Origin of the sequence: Amphibacillus jilinensis Y1 (assembly GCF_000306965.1) — a bacterium.
In the GTDB taxonomy this organism is placed as follows: domain Bacteria; phylum Bacillota; class Bacilli; order Bacillales; family Amphibacillaceae; genus Amphibacillus_C; species Amphibacillus_C jilinensis.
In genome coordinates, this window is sequence record NZ_JH976434.1 from 495939 (window position 1) to 521349 (window position 25411).

At 38.4% G+C, this 25411-nt stretch carries 21 protein-coding genes; 2 read left to right on the forward strand and 19 right to left on the reverse strand.

Translation table 11 applies throughout. The annotated features are described in order from the left end of the window. Nucleotides 1-3 precede the first annotated feature (3 nt). The gene (locus tag B494_RS0102955) at nucleotides 4-432 is read right to left on the reverse strand and encodes a PTS sugar transporter subunit IIA (RefSeq protein WP_017470874.1); all 429 of its coding nucleotides are present in this window, start codon (nucleotides 430-432) and stop codon (nucleotides 4-6) included. A gap of 399 nt (nucleotides 433-831) precedes the next feature. On the opposite strand from B494_RS0102955, the gene B494_RS0102960 reads away from it, so the two are divergent. Beyond that, nucleotides 832-1140: an MGMT family protein gene (locus B494_RS0102960; protein WP_017470875.1), complete on the forward strand. Its 309-nt coding sequence runs from the start codon at nucleotides 832-834 to the stop codon at nucleotides 1138-1140. Between the two features lie 235 nt (nucleotides 1141-1375). Here the strand turns inward: B494_RS0102960 and B494_RS0102965 are convergent, their stop codons facing one another. The 18 genes from B494_RS0102965 to B494_RS0103050 all read right to left on the reverse strand — a co-directional run bounded on the left by B494_RS0102965 (nucleotide 1376) and on the right by B494_RS0103050 (nucleotide 21808). Next, a complete protein-coding gene (locus B494_RS0102965) occupies nucleotides 1376-2017 on the reverse strand; it encodes a copper homeostasis protein CutC (RefSeq protein WP_017470876.1) in 642 nt (213 codons plus the stop codon). Continuing rightward, nucleotides 2014-2934 (reverse strand): DUF7916 family protein, encoded by a 921-nt coding sequence (locus tag B494_RS0102970; protein ID WP_017470877.1) that lies wholly within the window; start codon nucleotides 2932-2934, stop codon nucleotides 2014-2016. The genes B494_RS0102965 and B494_RS0102970 overlap by 4 nt, the downstream gene beginning before the upstream one ends. Before the next feature lie 153 nt (nucleotides 2935-3087). Further along, entirely contained in the window at nucleotides 3088-4536 is a 1449-nt protein-coding gene (gene nagE / locus B494_RS0102975) for an N-acetylglucosamine-specific PTS transporter subunit IIBC (RefSeq protein ID WP_017470878.1), read from the reverse strand. A gap of 230 nt (nucleotides 4537-4766) precedes the next feature. Continuing rightward, nucleotides 4767-6002, reverse strand: coding sequence for a NosD domain-containing protein (locus B494_RS0102980; protein ID WP_017470879.1), 1236 nt, complete (start codon nucleotides 6000-6002; stop codon nucleotides 4767-4769). A 150-nt stretch (nucleotides 6003-6152) separates the two neighbouring features. Next, a complete protein-coding gene (locus tag B494_RS0102985; RefSeq protein ID WP_017470880.1) occupies nucleotides 6153-6761 on the reverse strand; it encodes a YesL family protein in 609 nt (202 codons plus the stop codon). A 17-nt stretch (nucleotides 6762-6778) separates the two neighbouring features. Continuing rightward, a complete protein-coding gene (locus B494_RS0102990; RefSeq protein ID WP_017470881.1) occupies nucleotides 6779-7741 on the reverse strand; it encodes a carbohydrate kinase family protein in 963 nt (320 codons plus the stop codon). A gap of 23 nt (nucleotides 7742-7764) precedes the next feature. Beyond that, the gene (locus B494_RS0102995; protein ID WP_017470882.1) at nucleotides 7765-9219 is read right to left on the reverse strand and encodes a glycoside hydrolase family 32 protein; all 1455 of its coding nucleotides are present in this window, start codon (nucleotides 9217-9219) and stop codon (nucleotides 7765-7767) included. Nucleotides 9220-9233: 14 nt separating this feature from the next. Then, nucleotides 9234-10826: a type 2 periplasmic-binding domain-containing protein gene (locus tag B494_RS0103000; RefSeq protein ID WP_017470883.1), complete on the reverse strand. Its 1593-nt coding sequence runs from the start codon at nucleotides 10824-10826 to the stop codon at nucleotides 9234-9236. A gap of 18 nt (nucleotides 10827-10844) precedes the next feature. Further along, nucleotides 10845-11738, reverse strand: coding sequence for a carbohydrate ABC transporter permease (locus tag B494_RS0103005; RefSeq protein ID WP_017470884.1), 894 nt, complete (start codon nucleotides 11736-11738; stop codon nucleotides 10845-10847). A gap of 17 nt (nucleotides 11739-11755) precedes the next feature. Continuing rightward, nucleotides 11756-12691, reverse strand: a complete 936-nt coding sequence (locus B494_RS0103010) for an ABC transporter permease (protein ID WP_033193517.1) — start codon at nucleotides 12689-12691, stop codon at nucleotides 11756-11758. A 371-nt stretch (nucleotides 12692-13062) separates the two neighbouring features. After that, a complete protein-coding gene (locus B494_RS0103015) occupies nucleotides 13063-14025 on the reverse strand; it encodes a LacI family DNA-binding transcriptional regulator (protein ID WP_017470886.1) in 963 nt (320 codons plus the stop codon). Nucleotides 14026-14368: 343 nt separating this feature from the next. After that, nucleotides 14369-14530 carry a hypothetical protein gene (locus B494_RS20935; RefSeq protein ID WP_017470887.1) on the reverse strand — a complete coding sequence of 54 codons (162 nt, stop codon included), beginning with the start codon at nucleotides 14528-14530 and terminating at the stop codon, nucleotides 14369-14371. Nucleotides 14531-14964: 434 nt separating this feature from the next. Continuing rightward, entirely contained in the window at nucleotides 14965-16140 is a 1176-nt protein-coding gene (locus tag B494_RS0103025; RefSeq protein WP_017470888.1) for a dicarboxylate/amino acid:cation symporter, read from the reverse strand. A 341-nt stretch (nucleotides 16141-16481) separates the two neighbouring features. Then, nucleotides 16482-17324 (reverse strand): DUF1028 domain-containing protein, encoded by an 843-nt coding sequence (locus B494_RS0103030; RefSeq protein WP_017470889.1) that lies wholly within the window; start codon nucleotides 17322-17324, stop codon nucleotides 16482-16484. A 262-nt stretch (nucleotides 17325-17586) separates the two neighbouring features. After that, nucleotides 17587-18630, reverse strand: a complete 1044-nt coding sequence (locus tag B494_RS0103035) for a MupG family TIM beta-alpha barrel fold protein (RefSeq protein WP_017470890.1) — start codon at nucleotides 18628-18630, stop codon at nucleotides 17587-17589. After that, complete coding sequence (locus tag B494_RS0103040; RefSeq protein WP_017470891.1) at nucleotides 18623-20047, reverse strand: PTS transporter subunit EIIC; 1425 nt, start codon at nucleotides 20045-20047, stop codon at nucleotides 18623-18625. The genes B494_RS0103035 and B494_RS0103040 overlap by 8 nt, the downstream gene beginning before the upstream one ends. A gap of 20 nt (nucleotides 20048-20067) precedes the next feature. Next, nucleotides 20068-20961 (reverse strand): N-acetylmuramic acid 6-phosphate etherase, encoded by an 894-nt coding sequence (gene murQ, locus B494_RS0103045; RefSeq protein ID WP_017470892.1) that lies wholly within the window; start codon nucleotides 20959-20961, stop codon nucleotides 20068-20070. Then, the gene (locus tag B494_RS0103050; RefSeq protein WP_017470893.1) at nucleotides 20954-21808 is read right to left on the reverse strand and encodes a MurR/RpiR family transcriptional regulator; all 855 of its coding nucleotides are present in this window, start codon (nucleotides 21806-21808) and stop codon (nucleotides 20954-20956) included. Before B494_RS0103050 ends, murQ begins: the two co-directional genes overlap by 8 nt. A gap of 396 nt (nucleotides 21809-22204) precedes the next feature. Between B494_RS0103050 and B494_RS21565 the strand changes: the two genes are divergently transcribed. Beyond that, complete coding sequence (locus B494_RS21565) at nucleotides 22205-25363, forward strand: glycosyl hydrolase 53 family protein (RefSeq protein WP_017470894.1); 3159 nt, start codon at nucleotides 22205-22207, stop codon at nucleotides 25361-25363. The last annotated feature ends 48 nt before the right edge of the window (nucleotides 25364-25411 follow it).

Genomic DNA, 25411 nt, shown 5'->3' on the forward strand with positions numbered 1-25411 from the left:
TATTCAAGATTGTAACACTTGATAAATCTGTTCCAAATCACCTGATATAAAGCGTTGATAGTTATCTTCATCAGCTAAGATCCGAGAAATCTCGCGCAGGCTTTGCATATGGCTATCCGCATCTATTGCAGCCAATACGATAAATATATTCACTGGGTTTCCTTTCAGATCAACTGGCTGGTTGACTTTAAGTAATGACATAGCCAATTGATTAACCCCTTCACCTGCCTTTGCATGCGGTAAAGCAAAATAGTCCATTAACACAATATAGGGGCCATTTTGATTAACACTAGCAATCATGTTCTTAACATAAACGTTTTCGATATAACCAGCCTCAAGTAAGGGTTTACTAGCGAACTCAATGGCAGCTTCCCATGTTTCAATATGTTCAACTTGTTGCATATGCTCTTTAGGTAACACGTCTATTAACATTTCCCATCACCTCCTTCAGCGCGTGAAAGCGTATACGATAACCATAGTATAGCAATTAAATATATAGTTGTCTATACCAGTTACTCTAAAACAAAACGTCAATCAGTGAGGTTTTCATAATTCTAGCACTGATTGGTAGCATAGTGAATCAGGACATTTGTGTCCATTATATCCCTCTTAAATGCTCTGCTCTCTATTCTGAGCATTAGTTTTTACGAATGGTTAGCTGTGATAAAATGAATAGCACTTATTATCATTATACTAGTTTATTTTAGATTGAACATACAATTGTCATAAAATCTGACAAGTTTTTATAATGATCATATAATGTTAAAATGTAATATAGGCTGGACTCTAAAACGATAAGATTGTTAATTAATAGCTACGGAGGGATGAAACGTGAATCCTTTTACAGAAAAAGTGGTTAAGCAAATTAAAGCGATTCCTAAGGGGAAAGTTAGAAGTTATAGTGAAATAGCAAGAGAAGCTGGGAATCCGCGTGGTGCAAGACAAGTCGCACGTATCCTCCACTCTATGAGCGCCAAATACGATTTACCTTGGTATAGAGTAGTCAATGCTCAATACCATGTTTCACTGCCAGCAGGTGCTGCTCGTGATCAACAAATAAATTGCTTACGACAGGAAGGTATCGACGTTGATGACCAAGGGAGAATCGATTTGTCTCAGTTTAAAAGGAAAGCTGATTAAATGAATAAATCGACTATCATTGTTTTAATGGACACAATGTTCCTATAAAACAAACCTTCAATTCGTGTTGTTCGTTCACTATTTGTTAGTTGGACATTAACGTCCGTAAGCTCCCACCAAATAGATTACTTCTTCGGGCGAGAACTTTATAGACGGTTATCTGCAATATACATGTTGTTATTATCATTGACTAAATCGCCTTAACAAAGCTGCTAGCTGCTTGTAATAAACATGTTTAAAGGAACACAATCTTAGTGCCATGAAACGTGTTAGTTCTGACTGCTTTTGCTACTTCCTGTAAATTAGCAACCGTTATTCCACCACCGACCATTATGTCTAGTTTATCAGCGACATAATCAATATAGTGATTGATCTCATCCGCATTTTCAATAACCGTTTTATCCGACCGATTACCATGTAAAAGAATCCGATCAAAACCAAGTTCAATAAGCTTATCTAAAGTTTGGTGTTTTTTAGAAAGATCAACCTGGTCAAAGGCCATGTGAAAAGTGAAGTCAATGTTTGATATGCCGTCCATTAAATATTGACAAGCCTGAACATCTAATTGATGATCTGCTGTAAGACAGCCAAAGACAATACCTGTAACCCCTTGTTTGATCGCTTGAAGGATGTCGATCCTCATCGTGATTAACTCCTGCTCACTATAACAAAAATCCCCCCCGCGTGGACGAATCATAACAGACAATTCCACACCGGTTGATTGACAAAGCTTTGCCGCTTGATCAATGATTCCATAGCTAGGTGTGGTACCGCCTACAGCAAGATTGTCGCACAATTCGATACGATCAACTCCAGCTTTAATTGCTTTTTCTAGATAGGTGTTATTCTCAGCGCAAAATTCTCGGATCATTTTCATCGTTTTGGCGAACTGCACATGCGGGTATAAGTGTGACGTTTTCCACGGATCGTAATGGAATATGTAGTAATATTTTCTGGTATAGCAAGACCAGTGAACCCCGCATCACCAATATGGTGAATATCTGCGCCAATCATTTTGTTTTGCAATGCAATTTGCTGTATCGTTTGTTCGCTTGCACCTTCTTGGCTCGTGCCAATTGTCAACATGGCTAAACTACCCAATTGATGGATTTTATTCACCCATTGGTTAGCCATATCAATCGTTATTCCTGGAACAGTTCCAGGTGATGGAATTAAAATGACATCTGCACCGGCCTTAACAAACCGCTCAATTGTTTGATCGTCTATAATTGTTTTACCGGCTTCCTGGGACACCCCTGCTCCATGCATTTTACCTGCAATAATAAAAGCACGTGTGCCAATTAATTGACGTGTACGCTTGATAGCATGTTCAATCTCTTTATTTGTCACACCCGTTTTAGGATTTCCTGTCAAACAAATAAAATCAATATCTATTGCTTGGAGTGCTTTTAACGTTCTTTCACTAGCTGTTCTTCCCTCTGGAAGCTGATTCAGCTCTTCCGCTGCAACTGCATTGACATCAATCGGTTCAATGTTGACTCCTATTGGGCGACCGGTTAAATCTTTAATATAATTTACTAGTTGAATCGCATTCCCTGCAAATGTTAGATCTTCAATGACTGGGTTAAACAAATCGAACATATTTAATAAAATCATATCTGCGCCAAACCGAGAAACGATTTCTTGATTAGTGATACCTGGGTATAATGGTGGTGCAGTACATACTGTTTCACTAATAAGTACACGCCCCTCACTCGCTTGAATCGCTTGAATATAATCTTCACGTTGCATCTGCTTAAAATCTGAAGCAACACAATCTAATAAGCGTTTCATAAATAATTAAATACCTCCTTATTTTTTAATGTTAATTTATCTTTAGAACTAAACGTTTTTCACTTCTTTACTATCATTCAACCTCTCTTAACTGATGGAAAAAGGATAAAGATAAAACAGCAAGCAAGGCCTACTGTTTTATCTTTACAATGCTTATTTGTGTAATTTATTGACCTCATTGGCTACGGATTCAACTTGTGTTCCTACAACAACTTGAATATTATGATCATCAATGACATTAATACCGGGAATGCCCGTATTCTTTATCCGTTGTTGATCAACTACTGACGTGTCTTTCACTTCAAGGCGAAGACGCGTTACACAGTTATCAATTGAAATCAGATTACTTTCTCCACCTAAACCTTGATAAATCTCTTGAGCCATTTGCGCATACTTATCATCTCCAGCGCTTTTAGTATCGGGTGACGCATCCTCATCCCAATCCTCGTCGCCACGACCAGGCGTTTTTAGATTGAATTTCGTAATTAATACACGGAATATTACATAATAAATAACCGCAAATACTAAACCTTGTACAATAAGCATATATGGATTGTTTGCTAAAGGCAATTGAGAACTTAAAAAAAAGTCAATAAATCCAGCACTAAAACCAAAACCGGCTGTCCAATTAAACAATGCTGCTACCATGAGTGAAATACCACTTAACAGCGCATGAACGAAATATAGTAGCGGTGCTACAAACATAAATGAGAATTCAATCGGTTCTGTTACACCAGTTAGAAAAGCTGCAAATCCAGCCGCTAACAATAGAGCTGCAACTTGTTTCTTCTTCGTCTCTTTAGCCGTGTGGTACATGGCTAAACAAGCTGCTGGTAAACCAAACATCATGACAGGAAAGTAGCCGGCTTGATACATGCCTGTCACACCTAATTCACCTTGACCAGACCAAAAGTTACCAATGTCATTAATTCCAACCATATCAAACCAGAATACCTGATTTAGCGCATGGTGGAGACCTGTCGGAATTAATAATCGATTAAAAAAGCCGTATAACCCTGCCCCAAACACACCTAGTTCGCTAAAAAATGTACCAAAACTCACCAATCCTTCATAGACAGCTGGCCAAATAAAAAACATAATAGCTGAAACAAATAGCATAGATAAAGCTGTCATGATCGGAACCGAGCGCTTACCACTAAAGAATGCAAGTGCATCAGGAAGCTTAGTTTTGCTAAAGCGATTATACATACTTGCCGCCACCAAGCCAGAAATCATCCCAATAAAGGCATTCTCAATACTTGCAAAGGCAGGTGAAACAGCATCAACTTCAATCCCTCTAAGCAATGATACAGAACTTGGAGAGAGTAAAGATGTAATCACAAGCCAGCCAACTAACCCACTTAATCCGGCTGAGCCATCTTTTTCTTTTGCCATTCCTAAAGCAACTCCGATAGCAAATAAAACCGCAATATTGCCTAATATCGCATCACCTGCGGTTATTAAAAACGCAGCAACCACATTTTCTTCGCCCCATCCAGAATGATCCATTGAATAACCAATCCCTAAAAGTATGGCTGCTGCGGGCAAGACGGACACTGGCAACATTAGTGAGCGTCCAAGCCGTTGTAAATAACTTTTCATTATAAAAACCCCCATCCCTAATTAAACACATAGATAGATTAACAACTAAAGTTGTAGTTGTCTATACCGATGTGAGATGATCTAACAATTAAGAAAACGCTTTTCTAATGAAGCGTTAACTTAGCTCATGTTATTCAGTTGCGTTTTACCATGACAAAAATAGAACTCTGACCCCATTCAAGTATAGGGATCAGAGCTCTTTTAAAACAACTACACCTGATCCTCTACGACTAAGGGAGCGGTATATTTACATTGCTTTCTTCACCATCATTCTGAAACTCATTTTGATGGATACTGTCAGTCACAAGTGTACGACGCGATGGCTGCCGGACGATAATTTTCGATTCTGATAAATGAGCTACACCAATCGAATTGTTTGAGATGCGATTATTTTCTCCAGATTCTATAGTAATAGCGGCATAACCCTCTGGCAGAGCATCTGTATTGATTTGATTACCTTGTATAAACGTATTAGAGGCTACGATGTGTAGAAGTCCCCAATCTATACCTTTTTCTTCTGGGTGTGGCCGGAAGCTACTAACAGAGATCGTATTCCCACTTATTAAATTACCATAACCGGCTGCGCCTTCCTCATTTATCAATAACTCAATGATTCCTGTATAACGTGATGAAATCGTATTACTTGAAATCGTTCCGTATGTCGGATTATACAGCCGTATGTTACTTGCACCATCCGGATATATGTTGTTACCATTAATGGTAAACCACTGTGGATTTTCCATTTCAATAGTTACGCCACTCGGTTGTGCACCTAAGGCGTTGTTAACAATACTTGCTTGTTGAGAAGCTCCATTTAAGAGGATCGATGTATGGGTTTCTGCAATCCAAGAATTTCGTATCGATGGTGCATCTGCCCCATGCAGTTGTACACCAGTACCAACATGATTGATAACTAAATCATCTATTACAACACGATCTGTATCTTGCACAGCCTGAATTCCTATACCATTATTTTCCTCACCGCGAATTTGGAAACTTCTGAAAGTGATTCCTGAAATACGTTGACTACTTTCCTCATCTAAAATTTGAATAGCCGTTACTCCAGACTGAACAATCAACTTTGCTCCACCACCACCAGGTTGTGTCTTAGGATTGGAACCATCTACACCACTTCGCAAGCCACTATTATCGCCAACAATTGAAACATATGAGCGATCAATTTCTATTGGTGAATTAATATAAAAGTTACCGACAGGAATATAAATAGTACCTCCATTTTCACCCATATCGTTAATAATTTCGTTAAATACCTCCGCGTTATCAAAGCTCGGCTGATTAGGTTGCGCACCATAATCTAAAATATTGTAATAGCCTGCATTTTTCTCTAACCCTAAAATAGACAGCTTACTTTCAGAAAAAATCGGCAAGCTTACTGTAGCTATACCTACAACTAGACCTATTAACAATAACAGGACGATACTTAATATCACAACGATTCTCTTCACCTTATTCCTCCTCGCACAATATGTTTGCGCTTCCATTTCTACCTATTAATTTTTAGTCCCTTTCCTTTGAATGCCAACTTAATAATGCCATTATCTTTCACTGCTGGCGGATGCTTTCCGTTGGCGTGGATTGAGCTAAATCAGCATCATTTAAAGGCGCTGATCACTTAGTAAATGACTTGATCCAATCCACATTATAACTAAAGCCATTGAACTCACACCTATTAGAAGAAACAATGAAAGAAATCTCAGATAAACAATGATGAAAATTAATAAAATCAGTACTAAAGCTAGGGTGTGGAGTGGTCTTGATACCGCATAAATAAGTGCAAACTTCGGATACTGCCAAGTACGGTATTTATAATGGACGAAGAGCGGAAAGACCGCACTCAAACTCAGCAAAATAACAAACAAGACGAAGATAAGTACACCACTCCCCAGCTGAACCCAAACCGACGAGGGGAGCGTGTGAAGTATTCGATAATAAAAATACAAACTGCTAAAACTTACACTGTAGATAAAACCAAGAAGATTAGCAGATAGAAATTCTTTTTTATAATTCTGCCAAAATATGCGCGGAAGTTTTTGATCATCTTTATTAATCACTATCTGCTTTAAGGCAGCAAATAACGCAACGATACTCGGGAAAAGCCCAAAGATACCGATACCTATTAACAATCCAACCCAAAAAAGCATATTTAAGAGAAGGAGATGAAAACCTAGTGTACCTATCCGCATAAACCATGAATTTTGATACATTTCTCCTCCCCCATTTCTTATTTGAGTAAATATTGGTTCACGTCATCGTATGTCGGGATACTATCTATCCCTCCCAATTTCGTGCAAACAAGTGCAGCAACAACATTACTAAACATCACATAATCCACTAACAGCTCTTCATCCATCAACACATCAGAATATTTGGATTCTTTTGCAAGTCGACTCAGTAAAGCACCAATAAACGCATCTCCAGCACCTGTAGAATCTATCGATTTAATATTTATACTTTTTACTATTCGATTAAAGCTTTGTGTAGATACATAGGTTCCTTTTGCACCAAGCGTAACCATAACGACCTCAACACCTAACTGGTGTATCACATCTACACCTCGGCTCAAATCTGATTGATTCGTAATTAAGGCTAATTCATCTTCACTTACCTTAACCAAGTTTGCCTTTTTACAGCACTGTGTTACCCATGTAATGAAAGCAGCTGTCTTACCTTGCCAGAGATCACCCCTATAATTGGGATCAAATGATACAAATTTATTTCGGTTGTGCCCATGCTCCATTAACGCAAGATACGTTTTTCGAAATGGATCAGATAATAAAGCAGTGGCTGAACCAAAGTGTAATATATTGATTTCCTCTAATTGATCCTCAGCGATATCATCAAGGGTGTAATATTGGTCGGCACCTCTAGCAAAAGTAAAATCGCGTTCTCCTGTTGCGTCTAATGACACAAAGGCAAAAGTGGTGTGATGATCGGGATCTTTTTTGAGCATCTTAGTATGCACACCTTGTTCATGAAGCGTCGCTTCTAAAAAATGGCCAAATGCATCATCACCTACTTTACCGCCAAAATATGCTTCCCCACCAAAAGCAGAAACGACTGAACAAACATTCGCCGGCGCGCCACCTGCCCGCTTAATAAAGTGGTTCCCTTCCATTAATTTTACATCTACATCTTGACAAAAAAAGTCGATTAGTAACTCACCAATGCAGGCTACTTTACTCATTCTCTCATCCTTTCCATCAAGGCTTATGCTTCATCACCTATTTTGATTCGACTACATTTACCTTCAATTAATTTTGCTTCTGAACTATCACTTGTAATGATGAGCTTATCAAATGCAGCATGCGGGTAAACCAAACTTGTCAATGCATATCTCCCATCATCATTAAAGATTTCTATAGAAGAATGATCGATAACCATCTGTAAGCGATCGTGTTTATTTGTTGCAACAGGTAATACTTGTTTAGCCGAAAACAACTCTGAAAACTCAACAATCCCTATACGACTACGATCTAATACGATAGCTTTTTTTAAATAGTCCAACTTTACAATAAGCTCCTCATCACGATCTGTTTGAAAGATAAAGTCTATTTCTTTGGCCCCTGCGGGATCGACGAGCACCTCGACCATGAATGGTACTCCTTCTAATGAAACTTGCAAATTATTTATTAGTTGATTTGGCTTGAACGGTATCGACTCATACATGTATTGCATGATTTCTTCAACTAGCACTTGTTTTAAAAGCATTCCTTCGTTTGTTTCAATCAGTGATAGTTTACGAGGAAGTGTCATTTGTCCACGCCACTCCCCCGTGGGCACGTGATTCGCATAACGCCAATTACTCATCCACCCCATATAAATACGTCGACCATCTACTTGAGGTATATCTGAGAAACTCACTCCGGCATAATTATCTTTTCCGTAATCTAACCACCTTACAAGGTCATCTTGAGGTGTGAAAATTTCCCCATCAAAATCTCCAATAAAGTATTGCGTCTTTGAACCTTCTTGTTTATCAGGATTGTCTCCTACACTAACTAACATAACCCATTTCGTTTTATTTGTACCTTCAATCTGGAGTTCAAACAAGTCGGGACATTCCCAAACAGCCTCTTGATAGCCCTTCCCTTCCCCAAATTCACTTTTAAATTGCCAATCAACCAAATTCCGGGATGTATAAATCATCACCGTTTGACCAGTCGCAAGAATCATGACCCAACGCTTAATCTTCTCATACCAAAAAACTTTTGGATCTCGAAAATCGACTTTATCTGGGTGCTTTAATACCGGATTACCTGAATAGCTCACCCAACTTTTACCTTCATCTTTACTGTAAGCTAAGCTTTGATATTGTTTTGGTGGTCCGGAAGATTGCTCTAGGTGATGGGTAAAGATAGCTACCATACCAGGCTGATCGCCAAAGAAGCCTGATGTATTATTCCAATCGATGACAATACTTCCCGAAAAAATCATACCTAATTCATCTGGGAAGAGCGCAATAGCCTGCTCTTCCCAGTGGATCATATCCTTACTAATCGCATGCCCCCAGTGCATTGGTCCCCATACACTAGCATTTGGATTATGTTGAAAAAACAAATGATACATGCCATTGAAAAAAACCATCCCATTTGGGTCATTCATCCAATTTTTTTTTGGAGCAAAATGTATTTTGGGTCTAAATTGATTATTTGTCTGTAGCAAGCTAACCATCCTCTCTATTCATGTGAACGATCGTAACCGTCTTGTTTAATTTGCAACCATTCTTGGACACCAAGACGGTCTAATTCTTGTAAATACTCATCCCACTCTGCATCCGCATTCCCATTCGTGATCCATTCTGCCTTCTTCCGGTGAATATATGGGATTAAATCGGCTTCTATTGTTGATAATCGATCCAATTCATCATTATCAAAGAAAACATTTGGAAAAATATTATCTGCTTGCATATAAGGAACCATTACTTCATCCATCAAATTAAGTCTCCATGCGGCATCATCAGGCATCGTTGTCACATCACCGTAGTATTTATCCAAGATAGCTAATGGTCCTCCTACAGATGTTTTTTCCCTTAACTCAACAGGTGCTGCCCCATCAAGTGGCAGATGCCTTAACATCTCATGTTCTTCATCATATTCAAAAATATTCTGCAATTCATCATCACCATATGTTCCCCAATTATTCTGAACAGATTGTAACGGGTCGTAGAGCTGGTCAATCCATTTTGCAGTTAGTTCTAAATTCTCATTAGCACTCGTAATAACCATCCGCGAACGATCAAAGCCCATTCCATTTGTACGTGGTACATTAATCTGTCCATCAGGACCTTCAAGTGGATTCATTAAATCATAATCATCGCCCATACCGGTAATGTTTCCTTTGTCCCACGTGAAGTATAGTCCATACCTCCCTTCTTGACCTTTTGCAACATATGTCGGCCAGTCATGTTCGAATGCTTCTATATCTATAAGTTGCTCATCATACAATTCATTCATGAAATGAATTGCATCTTTATAACCTTCTTGCATTGATGTAAGTAATACCTCATGATTATTTGTAACGACTGTATGGTCCCAATTATCACCATAGCCAAATGCGCCGAATAGGAATCCTGGATCTTGACCACCGTCATTAATGATGAATGACATCGGAATGGTTTGACCATCTCCTGCTGGATCATTATCTCTAAAGGCAATCAAAACTTCTTTTAATTCTTCAGTTGTCTGTGGCATATCTAGACCAAGTTCTTCAAGCCAATCTACATTAATCCATGGAAAGTTATCAACTGAATGTATACTGCCTCTGCCTTCTCCTAATTCTTCGATCCAAGGAAAAGCATAAATATTACCGTCAGGTGCTGTCATCATTGCCTTATATTCTGGCGAGTGTTCAAGTATTGCTTGTAAATTTGGCATATGTTGATCAATCAAATCATTTAGCGGAATAATAGCTCCGTCATTTGCATAATTTAATAATTCATAATCACTAAATGCTGCATTTTTAATGGCATCTGGCATTTCACCTGTAGCGAGAGCTAGGTTGCGGCGTTCATCAAATGTTTCACCAGTAAAGTTCAACCAGTCAATATGGACACCTGTCTCTTCCTCTAAACGTTGATAAATTAACTTCTCATTTGGATCATCTGGTGCCATTGGGGAGCTTGATGTCATGAATTTAAGGGTAACTGTTTCCTCTAAGGGGAAACTTATATTTTCGAGACCATAATCTTCAGAATGTGAAACTTCTTCCCCACCACACGCGGTTAACAGTAAAGCAACGATAACCATGAGTAAACTGAAATATTTTTTCATTTTTGACACTCCTTTTTCTTATTTTAATGAGCCAACCATAACCCCTTTTTCAAAGTACTTTTGAAAAAATGGATACATAACCATAAGCGGTAAGCTTGCTACCACAATGGATGAATATTTAATCATCTCTGCTGCACGTTGCATTTCAGCACGTGCCAGCTGATCCGCAATCATACCTGGAGGCACTTCATTTTGCACCAGGATTTCACGTAATACGAGCTGCAGAGGATATAATGAACGATCGTTCAAGTAAATCATCGCATCAAAATAAGCATTCCACTGCCCAATAAAAGCAAAGAGAGCGATTACAAAAATGATCGGCTTTGAAAGTGGTAAAATAATGCTTAAAAATATCCGTAAATCTGATGCACCATCTATTTCTGCTGCTTCTTTCAGTTCCTTTGGTACCCCTTTAAAAAAAGTACGTGTTAAAATAATGTTCCAAACCCCTACTGCCCCTGGTAAAATAATTGCCCAAGGTGTATTGATTAGACCTAAACTCCTCACAACGAGATAGGTAGGAATCATTCCACCATTAAAAAACATCGCAAACAGAAAGAATACGGTAATGATTTTCCCACCTACTAGCGTTTCAACAGATAAAGCATAGCCTGCTAGCACAGTGAATGAAACAGCGATAAACGTGAAGCCAGATGCATATAGGACAGAGTTTAAAAAACCTCTTACAATCGAACCATCTTCAAAGATACGTCGATAACCGTCAAGCGTCCAATGGTCAGGGTTAAATGAGATCCCCTGATTCAGTAAAATGTTTGGCTTTAAGAAAGACCCTACAACGACATAAGCAATTGGGATTGTAACCGCTAATACAATCAAAACAAGTAGAATCTTATTAAGAAATAATATCATCCGATCAAAGCGTGAATTATTGATAAGCGTTTGCTTAGACATGGCGTTACTTCCTTTCTTTAATAAAGCGTTTCACCATTGAGTTTTTTAATAACTCCATTAGCAATGACTAAAAGAATTAACCCAATGACCGTATTAAACAAGCCCACTGCCGCACCAAATGACCAGTCTCCAGATAATAAACCACGTTTATAAACATACGTATCAATAATTTCAGAGGCCGGAATGTTCATATCTGTTTGCAATAAATAGGCTTTTTCAAAACCTACCCCCATAATGCCGCCGACCGCTAATATGAAGAGAACTGCCATAACTGGCTTGAGAACTTGGACGTCAATATGCCAAATACGTTGTAAAAGCGAAGCACCATCAATGGTCGCCGCATCATGTAGTTGTGGATCTGCATTCGATAAGGCAGCTACATACACAATTGATGAAAACCCTGCTCCTTGCCAAATTCCAGAAAGAATGAATATGGTTCTAAAGTAGTCTGGATTAGACATAAATGCGATTGAATCACCTGTAGTTTGAGTAATCAACGCATTAATCGGTCCCGCTGGTGATAAGAAAATAAAAATCATTCCCGCAATAACGACCGTCGAGATAAAGTGTGGCGCATAAACAATCAATTGAATATTTTTCTTGATTTTTGCTCGTCTAACTTGATTTAACATAAGTGCAAGTAGAACTGGGACAGGAAACCCAATAACTAAGCCATATACACTCAATTTTATGGTGTTTGAGAAGATTTGAAAAAAATTGGGTGATGTGAGAAAGCTTCTAAAGTGTGACAAACCTACCCACTCACTTCCAAAGATGCCACGTGTGACACTAAAATCTTGAAAAGCAATTAGAACACCATACATTGGAATGTAGTTAAAGATAAAAACGAGTGTAACAGCTGGTAGCAAGAAAAGGTAAAGAATGTAATTTTTCTTCATGTATGCCCATTTTGATTCTTTTTTTGATTTGTGATCGTATTTAATATCTTTCATTAGACCTTTATTGATCACATCTTCTGGTTGCTTCATCATTTCAACTCCTTTTAGTCAAGTAAAAAAAGTATCCGCTTACAATTGTAAGCATTTATTATGTCAACCGGTTGACATAATGGTTAAAAATTGATTGCGCACGTTTATTATAAGTGATGAAAATAAATATGTCAACCGGTTGACATATTTATTTAAAAAAAGCCGACAACCATCAAATAAACCTTTAATCAGCGGGGGGTTTCACTCTTCTCCCACTGATTGATAGTTGCGTCAATCAGGACATTACCGTCCGTTATTGCCGACCTCATATAGATGAGCTTTACTCTTTATTTGGCAGTACTTTTTACGAATAGTTATCCGTGATACCGATTTCTTTACGTTGTTTTTCCTTGAATTAACTGAACAGGTAATGTGATATTGTCAACTGTAGGCTCTTCCACTTCGTTAATTTGATTCATTAAAAGATGCACTGCTTCCTCAGCCATGTCTTTAATAGGCTGTTTTATTGTTGTCAGCTCTGGTAACAACATGCGTGTCATATCTGCACCATCATAACCAATGACTTTCAGGTCTTCTGGTACATTCATGCCTCTCTTATTTGCTTCTCTAATCACACAAGCAGCAATTAAATCATCACTGGCAAAAACACCATCAATCTTTGGATTTTCATCAAACATTCGTGAAATGTAATCATCTACTGTTTCATAAGTTTTGTAGGGCATCTTTTTCCGTTTCATCGTTTCTTCATACGCATTTCGCCTTAAATTAGCCGGGGTTTCTAATGAAAGTTGGCCATTAATATGGAGAATATGCTTACAGCCACGATCAATAAGATGTTCCGTTGCCATCACACCACCGCGATAGTTATCACTTGATACGATTGGAATGTGGCCAGCTAAATAACGGTCAACACCCACGATCGGCATTGTCGAACGCTGGTAAATATCAATCCCCCTATTATGTGCCCCAGCAATGATGCCATCAACTTGATGGCGTTGTAGCATCTCCAGATAAGCACGTTCCTTATCCTCCCGTCCTCCACTATTACATAAAAGAACCTTATATCCCAATGCTTCACAAAAGTTTTCAAGGTGATAAATAAGTTGACCATAGAAGGGATTATTAGTCGTTGGGAAAATGACCCCCACAATGTATGTCTTTCTAATAAATAAAGATCGTGCAATTTCATTCGGGTAATAATTCAATTCTTTCATTGCAACGTGAACTTTCTCCCTTGTTTTATCACCAATGTAACCCCGATTATTTAAAACGCGAGACACAGTGGTCAGTGATACACCTGCCCGTTTAGCGACATCTGCTAGCTTTGGTTTATCCATTGCTCTCCCCTACTTCTCTTAAAATTGACTAAAATATATTTAACGTCCATAAAGCGAACGCTCAATTAGTAGCGTTTTATGGATGCTTATCTATGCCAAATATATTAAAATTCATTTAAGTATTGTGATTTACTTTAATTTATCACGTTCAGGAAAGAAAGTAAAAAAATACTACAGTAGAGACATGTATCAAGTTTTCTCACAGTAATCTTCATACCCGTATTTCTGACACACTATTTTTGGGCATCTATATTCGATCTACACGTCATCGCTTGCTGACAGATTAGACGTAGACAGTTTCTAAAAGGATACTATCTACGTCTTATTTGTCATTACAAACACTTTAATAATTATCCGCTTGCCCTGAAATAGCTAGTGTAAAGCTTAATCGTGCTCCCATTGACGGACATGTGATCTGACGTAAAAGTTCGGCTATTCTTATCGTTTTTTCGCTTGTCGTTTGGTGTTCGTCGTCTACCGTTCCTTTTAAAATATCCTGGGTCACTTTTACCCTTCCTGCACCACACCACTACTCCAGTGTATGCCTTTATTCTCATGCGAACTGAGACGTTTCAGTGATTTTATTAGATCGCCCTAAGCTATGTGTAACTTCTACAGCATTATCTACATGCTATCTTATCAAAAATACGTTCGCAATCGTTATGTATACCTTGAACGTCTTTAACTTATCTATATTCTTCTCCTGTACTTTCAAAGGGCTATCCCTATCGATAACGAATACCCAAATCCCTATACTTATATAAAATAAACCTTCATTCGCAATTAGGTTTCGTTCTATATCCAATTATCGGAATCTGAATGATCCCTGCCTAAATAGCTTTGTCCCATCCTCTAGTTTATCGCAGGCGATTTACAGGCGATTATCCATGATACATCTATTAAGTAGGCCTGTTGTCATCATAAATATATACTTTTTTATTAAGCTTTAGCTTTTTGCTTTTTGCTGACGAACGAATCTATAATAAGCGCAATCGCTCCATCACCTGTAATATTACATGCTGTTCCAAATCCATCTTGAGCCATATATAAGGCAATCATGAGCCCGATCTGAGCCTCTGTAAAACCTAGGATCGAAGAAAGTAAGCCTAAAGCGGCCATAACCGCTCCTCCTGGTACACCTGGCGCAGCTACCATCGTCACACCTAATAATAGAATAAATGGTAAGAAATCCATAAATTGCGGTGTTTGGTTCCCTATAATTAACACAGCAATGGAACACGCAACCAATGTAATCGTGCTTCCCGCTAAATGAATGGTTGCTGAAAGCGGAATAACAAAATCCGCTGTTTCATCGCTCACTTGGTTACGTTTTGCGCTTCGATGTGTAACAGGTATTGTCGCTGCACTGCTCATTGTTCCAAGTGCCGTTAAATAGGCAGGAATCATATTTTTAATCGCTATAAAAGGATTGATACCTGTTCTTATTGCGGCAATGATGTATTGAATCAAAATATAACCCAAGTGCATTAAAATAATTAAAATGAAGACTTGTCCGAACACACCTAATATATGAAAAGCTTCACCTGACGCCGCCATGTCAGCAAAAATACCAGCAATATGCAACGGCAATAACGGAATAATGATCTTTTTAATTACTAAAACAATAATTTCTCGAAACTCATTCATTCCTTGATAAAGCAATGTATAAGCTTTTTCGTGACGAATATAATTGATGCCCAGCCCAAAAATGAATGCCGTTACTAATGCTGTCATAACACCCATTATCGCAGGAATCTCTAATTCTATAACCGGACTTAAACCTGCAGCCTCAGCACCTGCTACGGATCCTTCGGTTATAATGAACGGAATAATAAAAACGGAGATAAAGAATGCTATAATTCCCGCTGTAATCGTGGAAGCATAAGCTAGACCCGCTGTACCTGCCAGTAAACGCCCCGCTTTTTTACCGAGATCCGCTATCCCAGGAACAATAAACGACACAATGATAAGTGGCACAATATAACCAAGAAACTCTCCAAAAATATGGGTGAATGTATAAAGGACATTTCCAATCCACTCAGGAAATTGAAAACCAATTAACATACCTCCCAAAATCCCTATAACAAGACGTGGCAGTAAACCTATTTTTTTCACAATATCTCTCCTTAACTCTTTTTGATCAATTTTTTAAAACAAGTTCATCTTATCACAGATTATTCACACTCGATAGAATTTTTTGAAATTTTAATGAAGTTACACAGAAGGATAGATGGATACATGACTGCAAAAGATTGATTATATCTTATGATTTAACATTAAATTAATAAATATTCATACAAACTAATATCAAACCATCTACTTATTCCTTTAGTGCAATTGATTCGCTGGCAATTTCAAAAAACCCTTAGCCGCGATGACATCCAGGTAATAAATGTAAAGACTCGATCAACGTACACAAAAAGGCTACTCCGCTCGGAATAACCTTTATTAGTCAACTATTTTTCTTGTACAAGCTGTTCTAAAAATTCAACAACTTTACGATCAACATATCCCGGTTGTTGCACGCGCTCATCAAAATTCTCAATGTATTGAAATTTCTGAAGCGCTGTGACAAGATCCGTTGAATCGCGAGTGTAATATCCTAATTTTTCAAGCTGTTCAATTAATTTCTGCTCAAGTTCACCTTCAATCTTCAATATATCATCGGGATCTGTCGGTTTAAAATACAAATAATGCAGATCCAACAAACGTTGCAATTCCGGAATTGGATCAATATGATCGTCTACCCGTAAATCGATGTATCGATCAGTATCTCCATAGCCTGCTCCTTCTTTTACAATCAATAAGGCAGCAGATTGTTTGCCTCGACGATCACCACCAGCCAAGTCTCCAGAACGAAGTGATTGCATCAATCGTGTCGCTAAATCACCTTTTGCTTTTAAAAAGGTACCATGCATCGCTTCAACAGTATACTCGTCAACAAGAATATTACCTTGAATGGCAAAGTTAGCACCTGCGACACCCCCGGCCCAATCATAACAGTTAGCGCCGGTATAGGTCATGCTATGTCCTACGCTATCTACCATACCTACTTGGCGCCAATTACTATCTTTATCCTGATCGATAAGCGTTTGTAGCACTTCTTCAACGGTCTTCCCTTTTTCCAATAAAGCCAGTCCATCAATTCCATATTTCGGATTGCCTAATGCTTGTGATGCGACGGCTCCAACTCCTGCTTTAGCATATGGTACGACGCTTCCAACACCAAGAAATTTCGAAGCTACAGCAACCCCAAACTCCTTTGCGTCTGGATCATAACCAACAATAGAAAAAGTCATAGCAATCATCCTTTATTTGAGTATCGTATGATATATTAATCCAAGATAACACTAAATTTTCTAGAAGCATGTTTAATGAAATCGATATATTTTTAATACCCGTCTTTTAATATGCTTATCTAACCCTTACCACTTCTTTATCGAAAATAAACACATTCACAGAAGTAAGTGAATGTGTTTATCCCTTCTAGTTATACAAACAGTGTTATGACTATCTTTAACTTTCACGGATGTATGCTCTAAAACCATGACCCAGCAACCATTAAAGTGAAACAAACTTAATGCGATCACCATTTTTTATACAGTTTAGTAACGGTTGATAAGCTTTATCTATTTCTCCAATTACATTAACGCGCTGATCTTGACGGTGATCCTCACGCATGATTTGTATTTCTCCAGAATAACGCTGATACTTTTCATTGTCCATTGTTATACAACCGCGTTTACGTTCAATGCAATTATTTGGTCGTTTCTTATCCCCTAAACTGGCATAACCTCTCGACTCTTGCAGGCGCATTAATCCTTTCGGAGAGTCTACACGGATCGTATATACTTGTTGGTATAGATCATGATTTTCCTCTAAAAAAGTAACAGGTATCTGGATGACATCATGCTCAAGAAACGTTTGGATTAATGTTAATTGTTGTTCTGACACCATGATATCCCCGACAAAAACAGATGTGACTCGATAATTTTTTATGAAATCAACAAACGCAACATACGGTGGCAAGCAACGGTGATGTTCAAGCGTAGGCAAGCCTTCACCAATTGGGCCCCGTAATTGTTGATCACCAGGGATAAAGGCAATAACGTCTATATCCTGCTTGATGAGCGTTTGATTAATAGTTTGAAACAAATTACGATCTAAGCCTGTTTCCGGTCTAGGGTAAAAATTGTGCATCGCAGACAAAGGCAATCGATTCTCTAATGCAGGCAGTGTTTGACCGTTAAGTGTTGATGCATTAAAAACAAGTGGGAAAAGCTTAGCGATTTCCTCAATTTCACTTTGATTAAAGCCATAATCTAATCGTAGTGCTGAAATGTGCATAGCTTGAGCAAAGCTAACCATATCCGAATAATTAAATAGCTCCAACGTTTTCGGTGAAACGTCAGCAATGATTTGAAATTGTCTGTCAGCAAGCCACTGACACATTTGCTGTGCTTTTACTTGATACGTTTGATCCACTTCTTCCATGATGTGAAAGGAAGTGAAGATAGCACTTCCACTTCCTGTTAATGGTTCAAGCATTGCTTTTTGTTGGTCAAAACTAGAGATATAAACCGAAAATCCTAGTGGTTTATGCATTAGCTACATCCTTACTTTTAATAAATAGACGTGTGATGACAAAACCGCCAATATATGAAATGAAAATACCGATAACAAAATGAATCATTTTATCCGCATGCATAAGTGGCACAGCAACTAATCCAGATGGTCCCCATGCATTGGCCATAACGTTGGTCATCATTACATATGCCCCACCAAATCCAGCTCCTAATCCGGCAGTGATAAAAGGCTTACCAAGTGGTAACGTGACACCGTAAATAAGTGGCTCACCAATACCGAGGATTCCAGCTGGTAGAGCACCAGCAATAACTTGTCGTAATCGATCGTTCCCCGTCTTTTTACAAATTAAATAGATCGCAACAGCTGCACCAACTTGACCGCCACCTGCCATAGCAAGGACTGGGAATAGTGAGACACCGCCTAAAGCTTCAAGTTGAATCGCATAGATAGGAATTAAACCATGATGTAAACCCAATAGTACCATTGGTAAAAAGATAGCGGCTAGTATATAACCAGAGATTACATTTACAATCGTATACTCAGAGCCAATAATGACACTTAATCCGTTAACTAACCAGTCTGATAGTATACCTGAAACAGGCATAACCACGAAAACAAAAAGTAATGTTGTTATTAATAAGGTCAACACAGGGGTAACAATAAGGTCTAATACATCTGGTACACGTTTACGAATAGCTTTTTCAAGCTTAGCTAGAATAAACACACCAAAGATCACCCCGATAATTCCACCTTTACCAGTTTTTAAAATAGAATTTAGTGGCTCTTCCGGGTTAAATAAGCCAAATAATTGCGAAATATCATTGATAGGAGCAGCAATCGACATCGCACCGACCATTCCACCAAGCGCCTCAGTTGCACCAAATCGTTTCGCTGCATTAATACCTGTAAAGATTGCAAAATAACCAAGAAATCCTGTACCAATAAGTGAGAATAACAGGCGAATCGTTTCCCAAACTTGCCCATCTACTATTTCTTCACCTTGAAGCGTCCCAATTAAACTGCTAAAACCATTAAATATACCAGCAGCAATAATAGCTGGAATCATTGGAATAAAAATACCTGAAATGGTTTCAAGGGCCGATTTCAATTTACTCTGCTTTTGGTTCTGTTTTATTGCTTGTTTGTTTTCTTGCCAGTCGTTTGTTCCAGAGGCATCTTGGGAAACATTATACTGTTCAATTAAAAGATCAGCTAGTTTTTTAGCTTTACCTGGTCCTACTACTATTTGAAGGGTTTCAGCTTTGACAACACCCATAATCTCGGCTTTTTCTTTAAGCTCGTCATGTTTAACTTTATTATCATCTTTTAAACGTATTCTCAAGCGTGTCATACAATTTGTTGCTGAGTGTATGTTGCTCTCTCCACCTACTAATTCAACAATTTCACGAATCAATTGTTCATTATTTTTAGCCATGTAAAGCACCTCTTCCTCATTTATTGTAAAGTTTTCCGAATATGTCCCTTCGCTTGTGATAAGCTTGCTTTGGCTGCTTCCAAATCACAATTTAGCAAAATCATAGTAATCGCAAGCTTTACACTGCCTTCACTTTCTAATAGTTTGGCTTTGGCTAACGCTCGATCAACATCTGTTGCATTGATAATAATATTTTCTGCTCGTGTTTCAAGTTTTTTATTGGTGGGTTGCACATCTACCATTAGATTTTTATAAACCTTCCCAATCCCAACCATAGAAATCGTTGATAACATATTTAATACCATTTTTTGCACTGTTCCTGCTTTTAGCCTTGTTGAGCCCGATAAGACTTCTGGCCCTGGGGCAACTTCAATGGCGATCTTTGCAATCGCTCCAATTTCAGAATCTTGGCTACAAGCAACCGCAACGGTGCTTGCACCGATTTGGTTAGCATAAGCTAAAGCACCAACTACATAGGGTGTGCGACCACTCGCCGCAAGTCCGACCACCACATCGTGACTGGATAGACTAATTGCCTTTAAATCCGCTTCTCCCATTTCCTTATTATCTTCTGCACCTTCAACTGCTTCTGTGAACGCTTGCTCACCTCCCGCAATTAAACCTACGACCATTTCCTTTGGCGTACCAAATGTGGGCGGGCATTCGGCAGCATCAAGCACACCTAAACGGCCACTTGTTCCCGCACCTAGATAGATCAACCGCCCTCCATTTTCAAAAGCGGTAACAATCCTATTAACCGCTTGCTCAATTTGTGGTAGAACAGGTTTTATCGCAACGGCAACATTCATATCCTCTTGATTCATTACCGTTAGCGCTTCTAAATAGGACATTTGATCAAGATTCATCGTGTTTGGATTCTGTTGCTCGGTCGATATGTTATTTAAGTCAATCATCCTGATCTGACTCCTTCCGTATTTGCGTTTTTTCTAATATTTCTATAGACTTCTCATATTGCATATTGACATAACATGTATACAAAATATCCACTAAGTTAAGCTGTGAAATACGAGAAGACATTGCCCCACTTCGAAAAGCATATTCATTGGCAGCAACAAATAAATTGTGATCCGCGATATCCATGATCGGTGCTTGCCCATACTTTGTGATCGAAATAAGCTCAGCCTTATTGCGTTTTACAGTCTTAGCACATTCAATCATTTCTTGCGTTTGTCCAGAATATGAAATAACAATACCAAGATCATTTGGTGTCATATTCCGTGCCATTAATAATTGTGTATGCCAATCTTCACTCACATAAGCCATTTTATTAATTCGGGTAAATTTTAATTGAGCATCTTTTGCTACAATTAATGATGCACCAATACCAAAAAGGACGAGTTTCTCACAATCATAGATCATCTCAACACAGTGCTTGATCACATCAAAATCAAGTAAATTCGTTGTCTCTTCTAAGGACAAAATATTTTTATTCGTTACTTTGTTGACAATTTCATCAATATAATCCGCTTTGGTTACATCTGCGATTTCTTTCGCTTTGTAATGTTTGCGAACAGCTTGTTCATAAATCAGTGCCTTAGAAAATTCTTTATAACCAGAAAAACCATTATTTTTACATAAACGAATAATAGACGATGGTGAAGAATAAGTTTCTTCAGCTAGCTTGTAAATCGTCATTTTCGAAGCGTCATCCGGATGACTTAAAATATAATCGATAATGGCTTGTTCTGTTGTACTTGCGTGATCATAATATTCCCTTAATCGGATTGTTGCGATTTTCATATGATCGCTCCTTCTTGATATAGTTTGATCTTACCATCATAAAACTAAGTGTCAATAAAATAGCGGTTACATGAAACATTGTACCAAATAGTGAACGTTTTCACTATAATACAAAGATTTTTCTGAAACTTTTCTAGCGTTTTTGTTAAATAACCTAACATATCATGCTGTTTTACTTATCACCTTAATTCTACATATTTGCGTATCGATGTTGGCTCTTATTTGCTTAATAGCTGATGTCTGCATCCCCTTTGTTTAATATTTTGAAGATTTGAGCGAATATCTTAATATATAAAATTCGTTGAAAGCGCTTTATACTATTCATATAAGTAAATTAATTTAATTTATGTGATAAGTTTATTTAACTTAGAATAATCTACTCGAGGTGATGTGACGATGAAAGGAACAAGAAAAGCAATTTCGTTTTTCCTTATTTCTATTTTAGTTTTTGGTTTATTTAGTTTTAGTCAATCCCACCATTTGACGAGGGCACAATCTACAAATATATTAACAAATGGTGACTTTGAAACTAATTTCTTTGATGATGATAGTTGGCAAATAACGGGGTTGGACCTAGACGAAGCAGAGGTCCATCACAGTGCAACAGACGTGTTCGAAGGTGACTATGCATTTAATTATTCAGTAAAATCAGAGGCCACCTCAAATCAATCATTTACCTTATCACAGACGGTTGATCAGCTTCCAGCAGGTGATTACACCATTTCTGTACAATCAATGGGGGGGGATCATGATTCAGCGGGACATGTTCAACTGTTTGTTGGTGACGAAGTCTTCGATCTTGTCAAAACCACTGGATGGAATGATTGGCTGCCAGTAACGTATACATTTGAAATTGAAGAGGATCTCGTTAATGTTGAAGTTGGTGCCTACTTAACTGGTCAACCTGACGCTTGGGGATTTCTAGATCAATTCAGCTTAACTAGAGGCTCTACAGCGATTGAGCCTGTCGAGTCTAATATTTTCGTTGAGCGTGTCGATGGCTTATCAGATGACTTTATTAAAGGGGTCGATATATCAAGCATTATTGCTTTAGAAAATAGTGGGGTCACTTTTTATAATGAGCAAGGTGACGAACAAGATATTTTCACGACCTTTGCTGAAGCAGGTGCTAATTATGTTAGGGTACGAATATGGAATGACCCTTATGATCCGGATGGGAATGGTTATGGCGGCGGGAACAATGATGTCGACACAGCGATCGAAATCGGTAAACGGGCAACCGCTAATGGTATGAAACTACTCGTTAATTTCCACTACTCTGATTTTTGGGCAGATCCAGGCAAGCAACAAGCACCGAAACAGTGGAAAAACAAGGATATTGATGAAAAAGCAGATGCTCTCTATGACTTTACGCGCAACACATTGGAAGAAATGAGAAACGAAGGCATTGATATCGGTATGGTTCAAGTAGGTAATGAGACGAATCGTGCGATGTCTGAGGAAAATGACTGGGCAAATATCACGCACCTTTTCAGTGCAGGTAGTCAAGCTGTTCGTGATTTTGATTCAGACGTTCTTGTTGCACTCCATTTCACTAATCCAGAGACAGAGGGGCGCTATCGCCAGTTAGCTTCAACTATGGACGATTATAACGTCGATTATGACGTGTTCGCAAGTTCCTATTATTCTTTTTGGCATGGCACACTAGACCATTTAACGAATGAACTTTCCTATATCGCTGATCAATACGATAAGAAAGTCATGATTGCTGAAACATCGTATGCTTATACGACAGAGGATGGCGATGGGCATGAAAATACGATTACTGGAAATGAAGCGAATCCACCGTATCCATACTCAATACAAGGACAAGCTAATGCATTAAGAGACGCTTTTCAAGCTGTCGCAGATGTAGGCGAAGCAGGTATCGGCGTTTTCTACTGGGAACCTGCTTGGCTCCCTGTTGGACCTGCTGAACAATTCGAAGCGAATCAACTACTTTGGGAAGAACACGGTTCTGGTTGGGCCTCAAGCTACTCAGCAAGCTATGATCCAGATGACGCTGGAAGGTGGTATGGAGGAAGCGCTGTTGATAATCAAGCCTTATTTGATTTTAGCGGTCATCCTTTACCAACGATTAATGTGTTTAATTATGTTGAGACGGGGGCAATTGCTCCAAAAAAAGTTGATTATGTAAAAGATGTTTCCATTGACGTTATGCTAGGCTCAACGCCTATACTACCAGATACAGTCACGGTTGTTTATAATGATCAAAGCGAAGAGAACGTCCCGATTGCATGGAATCAGCAAACCGTTGAACACGCTTTAAGTCAAGGTCGAGGGAGTTATACAATTGACGGAGAAACAGAATCTGGACTTATTGTCTACGGTCAGTTAAATGTACTACCGGAAAACTTCATTCTTAACCCAAGTTTTGAAGATAGTGATCAGACCATGTGGAGCTTAACTTTTCCCGCCGGCGTATCTGAACATGCTCGCATTGCAGAAGGAAGTGCTGATTCACGTACGGGTACCCACCATGTTCATTATTGGTCAGATGATCCTGTTGACTTCTCTATCAAGCAAGCGATTGATAACCTTGAACCAGGCTACTATAATTTATCCATGTTTATCCAAGGTGGAGACACCTATGAATCTAACATGAACCTTGTTGCAGAAACAAGCGATCAACGCTATCAACAATTAACTGAAGTTAATGGTTGGGGAAACTGGGTAGAATCTGAAATTGAAAACATTAAAGTAACGGATGGGGAAATTACTATTGGAGCAGACATTACTGCTAATGCTGGTGCTTGGGGGAGTATTGATGACTTTTACTTATACCGTGTTGGCGATTTAGATCCAAAAGATGATGACCAAAGCCTTAACGACTTGAATCAACTTGAAGAAAGAGATGACAGCTACTATTATTCATTGACTAAACCAACAGTAACAATAGCTAAACACGTTATTAAACAATTAGAACAAGGCAAAGATTTGATTTTATCCTACCACGATGTTCAAATGATCATTCCATATGATCTATTGCCTATCGAAGACGATATTATATTCAGCATTGAAGAAGTTAGCATTGATAATGAACGTCTAGTTAGCCCTGTCTACCGATTTAGCATAAATATAGATAACTTTGATCCACCTATCATATTAACGTTTCAGGTAGACAGCGAACGCATCCAAAACTGGGACCAATTAAGCATGGTATACCTTGATCAATCTGGTGACATTTTAGAGCAGATTGATCCTAAAGATTATAATCAGGAACGAAATGAAGTCTCAGGGGAAGTCACGCATTTCAGTTTGTATGGTATTATCGATATGACAATTGAACCAACGATTGAAGACCCTGTTATCGAGGACACCATTGATGCAGATGAATTAAATCAAGGTTCAGGTAACAATGAAGTAGAACAGGATAATGATGAACCTGATCAGGGCATTGATCGAGAGCTTTCAGAAACATTACCTGAAACAGCCACCACCTTATTTAATTGGTTATTTGCTGGTGCTTTGCTACTTATTGTCGGTGCTATTTTACTGTTTACTTACCGTAGAAAGCAAATTTCAAAAGATTGACTGAACGATCATCATAGTATAGTGCAACGTAAATGAATAATCCGAACT

What these genes read in the sequence shown, in the direction of transcription:
- murQ (WP_017470892.1), bottom strand. Translation starts at nt 20,961, where the DNA reads ATGATTGACTTAAATAACATATCGACCGAGCAACAGAATCCAAACACG.
- B494_RS0103050 (WP_017470893.1), bottom strand. Translation starts at nt 21,808, where the DNA reads ATGAAAATCGCAACAATCCGATTAAGGGAATATTATGATCACGCAAGT.
- B494_RS0102970 (WP_017470877.1), bottom strand. Translation starts at nt 2,934, where the DNA reads ATGAAACGCTTATTAGATTGTGTTGCTTCAGATTTTAAGCAGATGCAA.
- B494_RS0103030 (WP_017470889.1), bottom strand. Translation starts at nt 17,324, where the DNA reads ATGACTTTTTCTATTGTTGGTTATGATCCAGACGCAAAGGAGTTTGGG.
- B494_RS21565 (WP_017470894.1), top strand. Translation starts at nt 22,205, where the DNA reads ATGAAAGGAACAAGAAAAGCAATTTCGTTTTTCCTTATTTCTATTTTA.
- B494_RS0103040 (WP_017470891.1), bottom strand. Translation starts at nt 20,047, where the DNA reads ATGGCTAAAAATAATGAACAATTGATTCGTGAAATTGTTGAATTAGTA.
- B494_RS0102955 (WP_017470874.1), bottom strand. Translation starts at nt 432, where the DNA reads ATGTTAATAGACGTGTTACCTAAAGAGCATATGCAACAAGTTGAACAT.
- B494_RS0102985 (WP_017470880.1), bottom strand. Translation starts at nt 6,761, where the DNA reads ATGTATCAAAATTCATGGTTTATGCGGATAGGTACACTAGGTTTTCAT.
- nagE (WP_017470878.1), bottom strand. Translation starts at nt 4,536, where the DNA reads ATGAAAAGTTATTTACAACGGCTTGGACGCTCACTAATGTTGCCAGTG.
- B494_RS0103005 (WP_017470884.1), bottom strand. Translation starts at nt 11,738, where the DNA reads ATGTCTAAGCAAACGCTTATCAATAATTCACGCTTTGATCGGATGATA.
- B494_RS0102990 (WP_017470881.1), bottom strand. Translation starts at nt 7,741, where the DNA reads ATGAGTAAAGTAGCCTGCATTGGTGAGTTACTAATCGACTTTTTTTGT.
- B494_RS0103010 (WP_033193517.1), bottom strand. Translation starts at nt 12,691, where the DNA reads ATGAAAGATATTAAATACGATCACAAATCAAAAAAAGAATCAAAATGG.
- B494_RS0103015 (WP_017470886.1), bottom strand. Translation starts at nt 14,025, where the DNA reads ATGGATAAACCAAAGCTAGCAGATGTCGCTAAACGGGCAGGTGTATCA.
- B494_RS0103000 (WP_017470883.1), bottom strand. Translation starts at nt 10,826, where the DNA reads ATGAAAAAATATTTCAGTTTACTCATGGTTATCGTTGCTTTACTGTTA.
- B494_RS0103035 (WP_017470890.1), bottom strand. Translation starts at nt 18,630, where the DNA reads ATGCATAAACCACTAGGATTTTCGGTTTATATCTCTAGTTTTGACCAA.
- B494_RS0102965 (WP_017470876.1), bottom strand. Translation starts at nt 2,017, where the DNA reads ATGAAAATGATCCGAGAATTTTGCGCTGAGAATAACACCTATCTAGAA.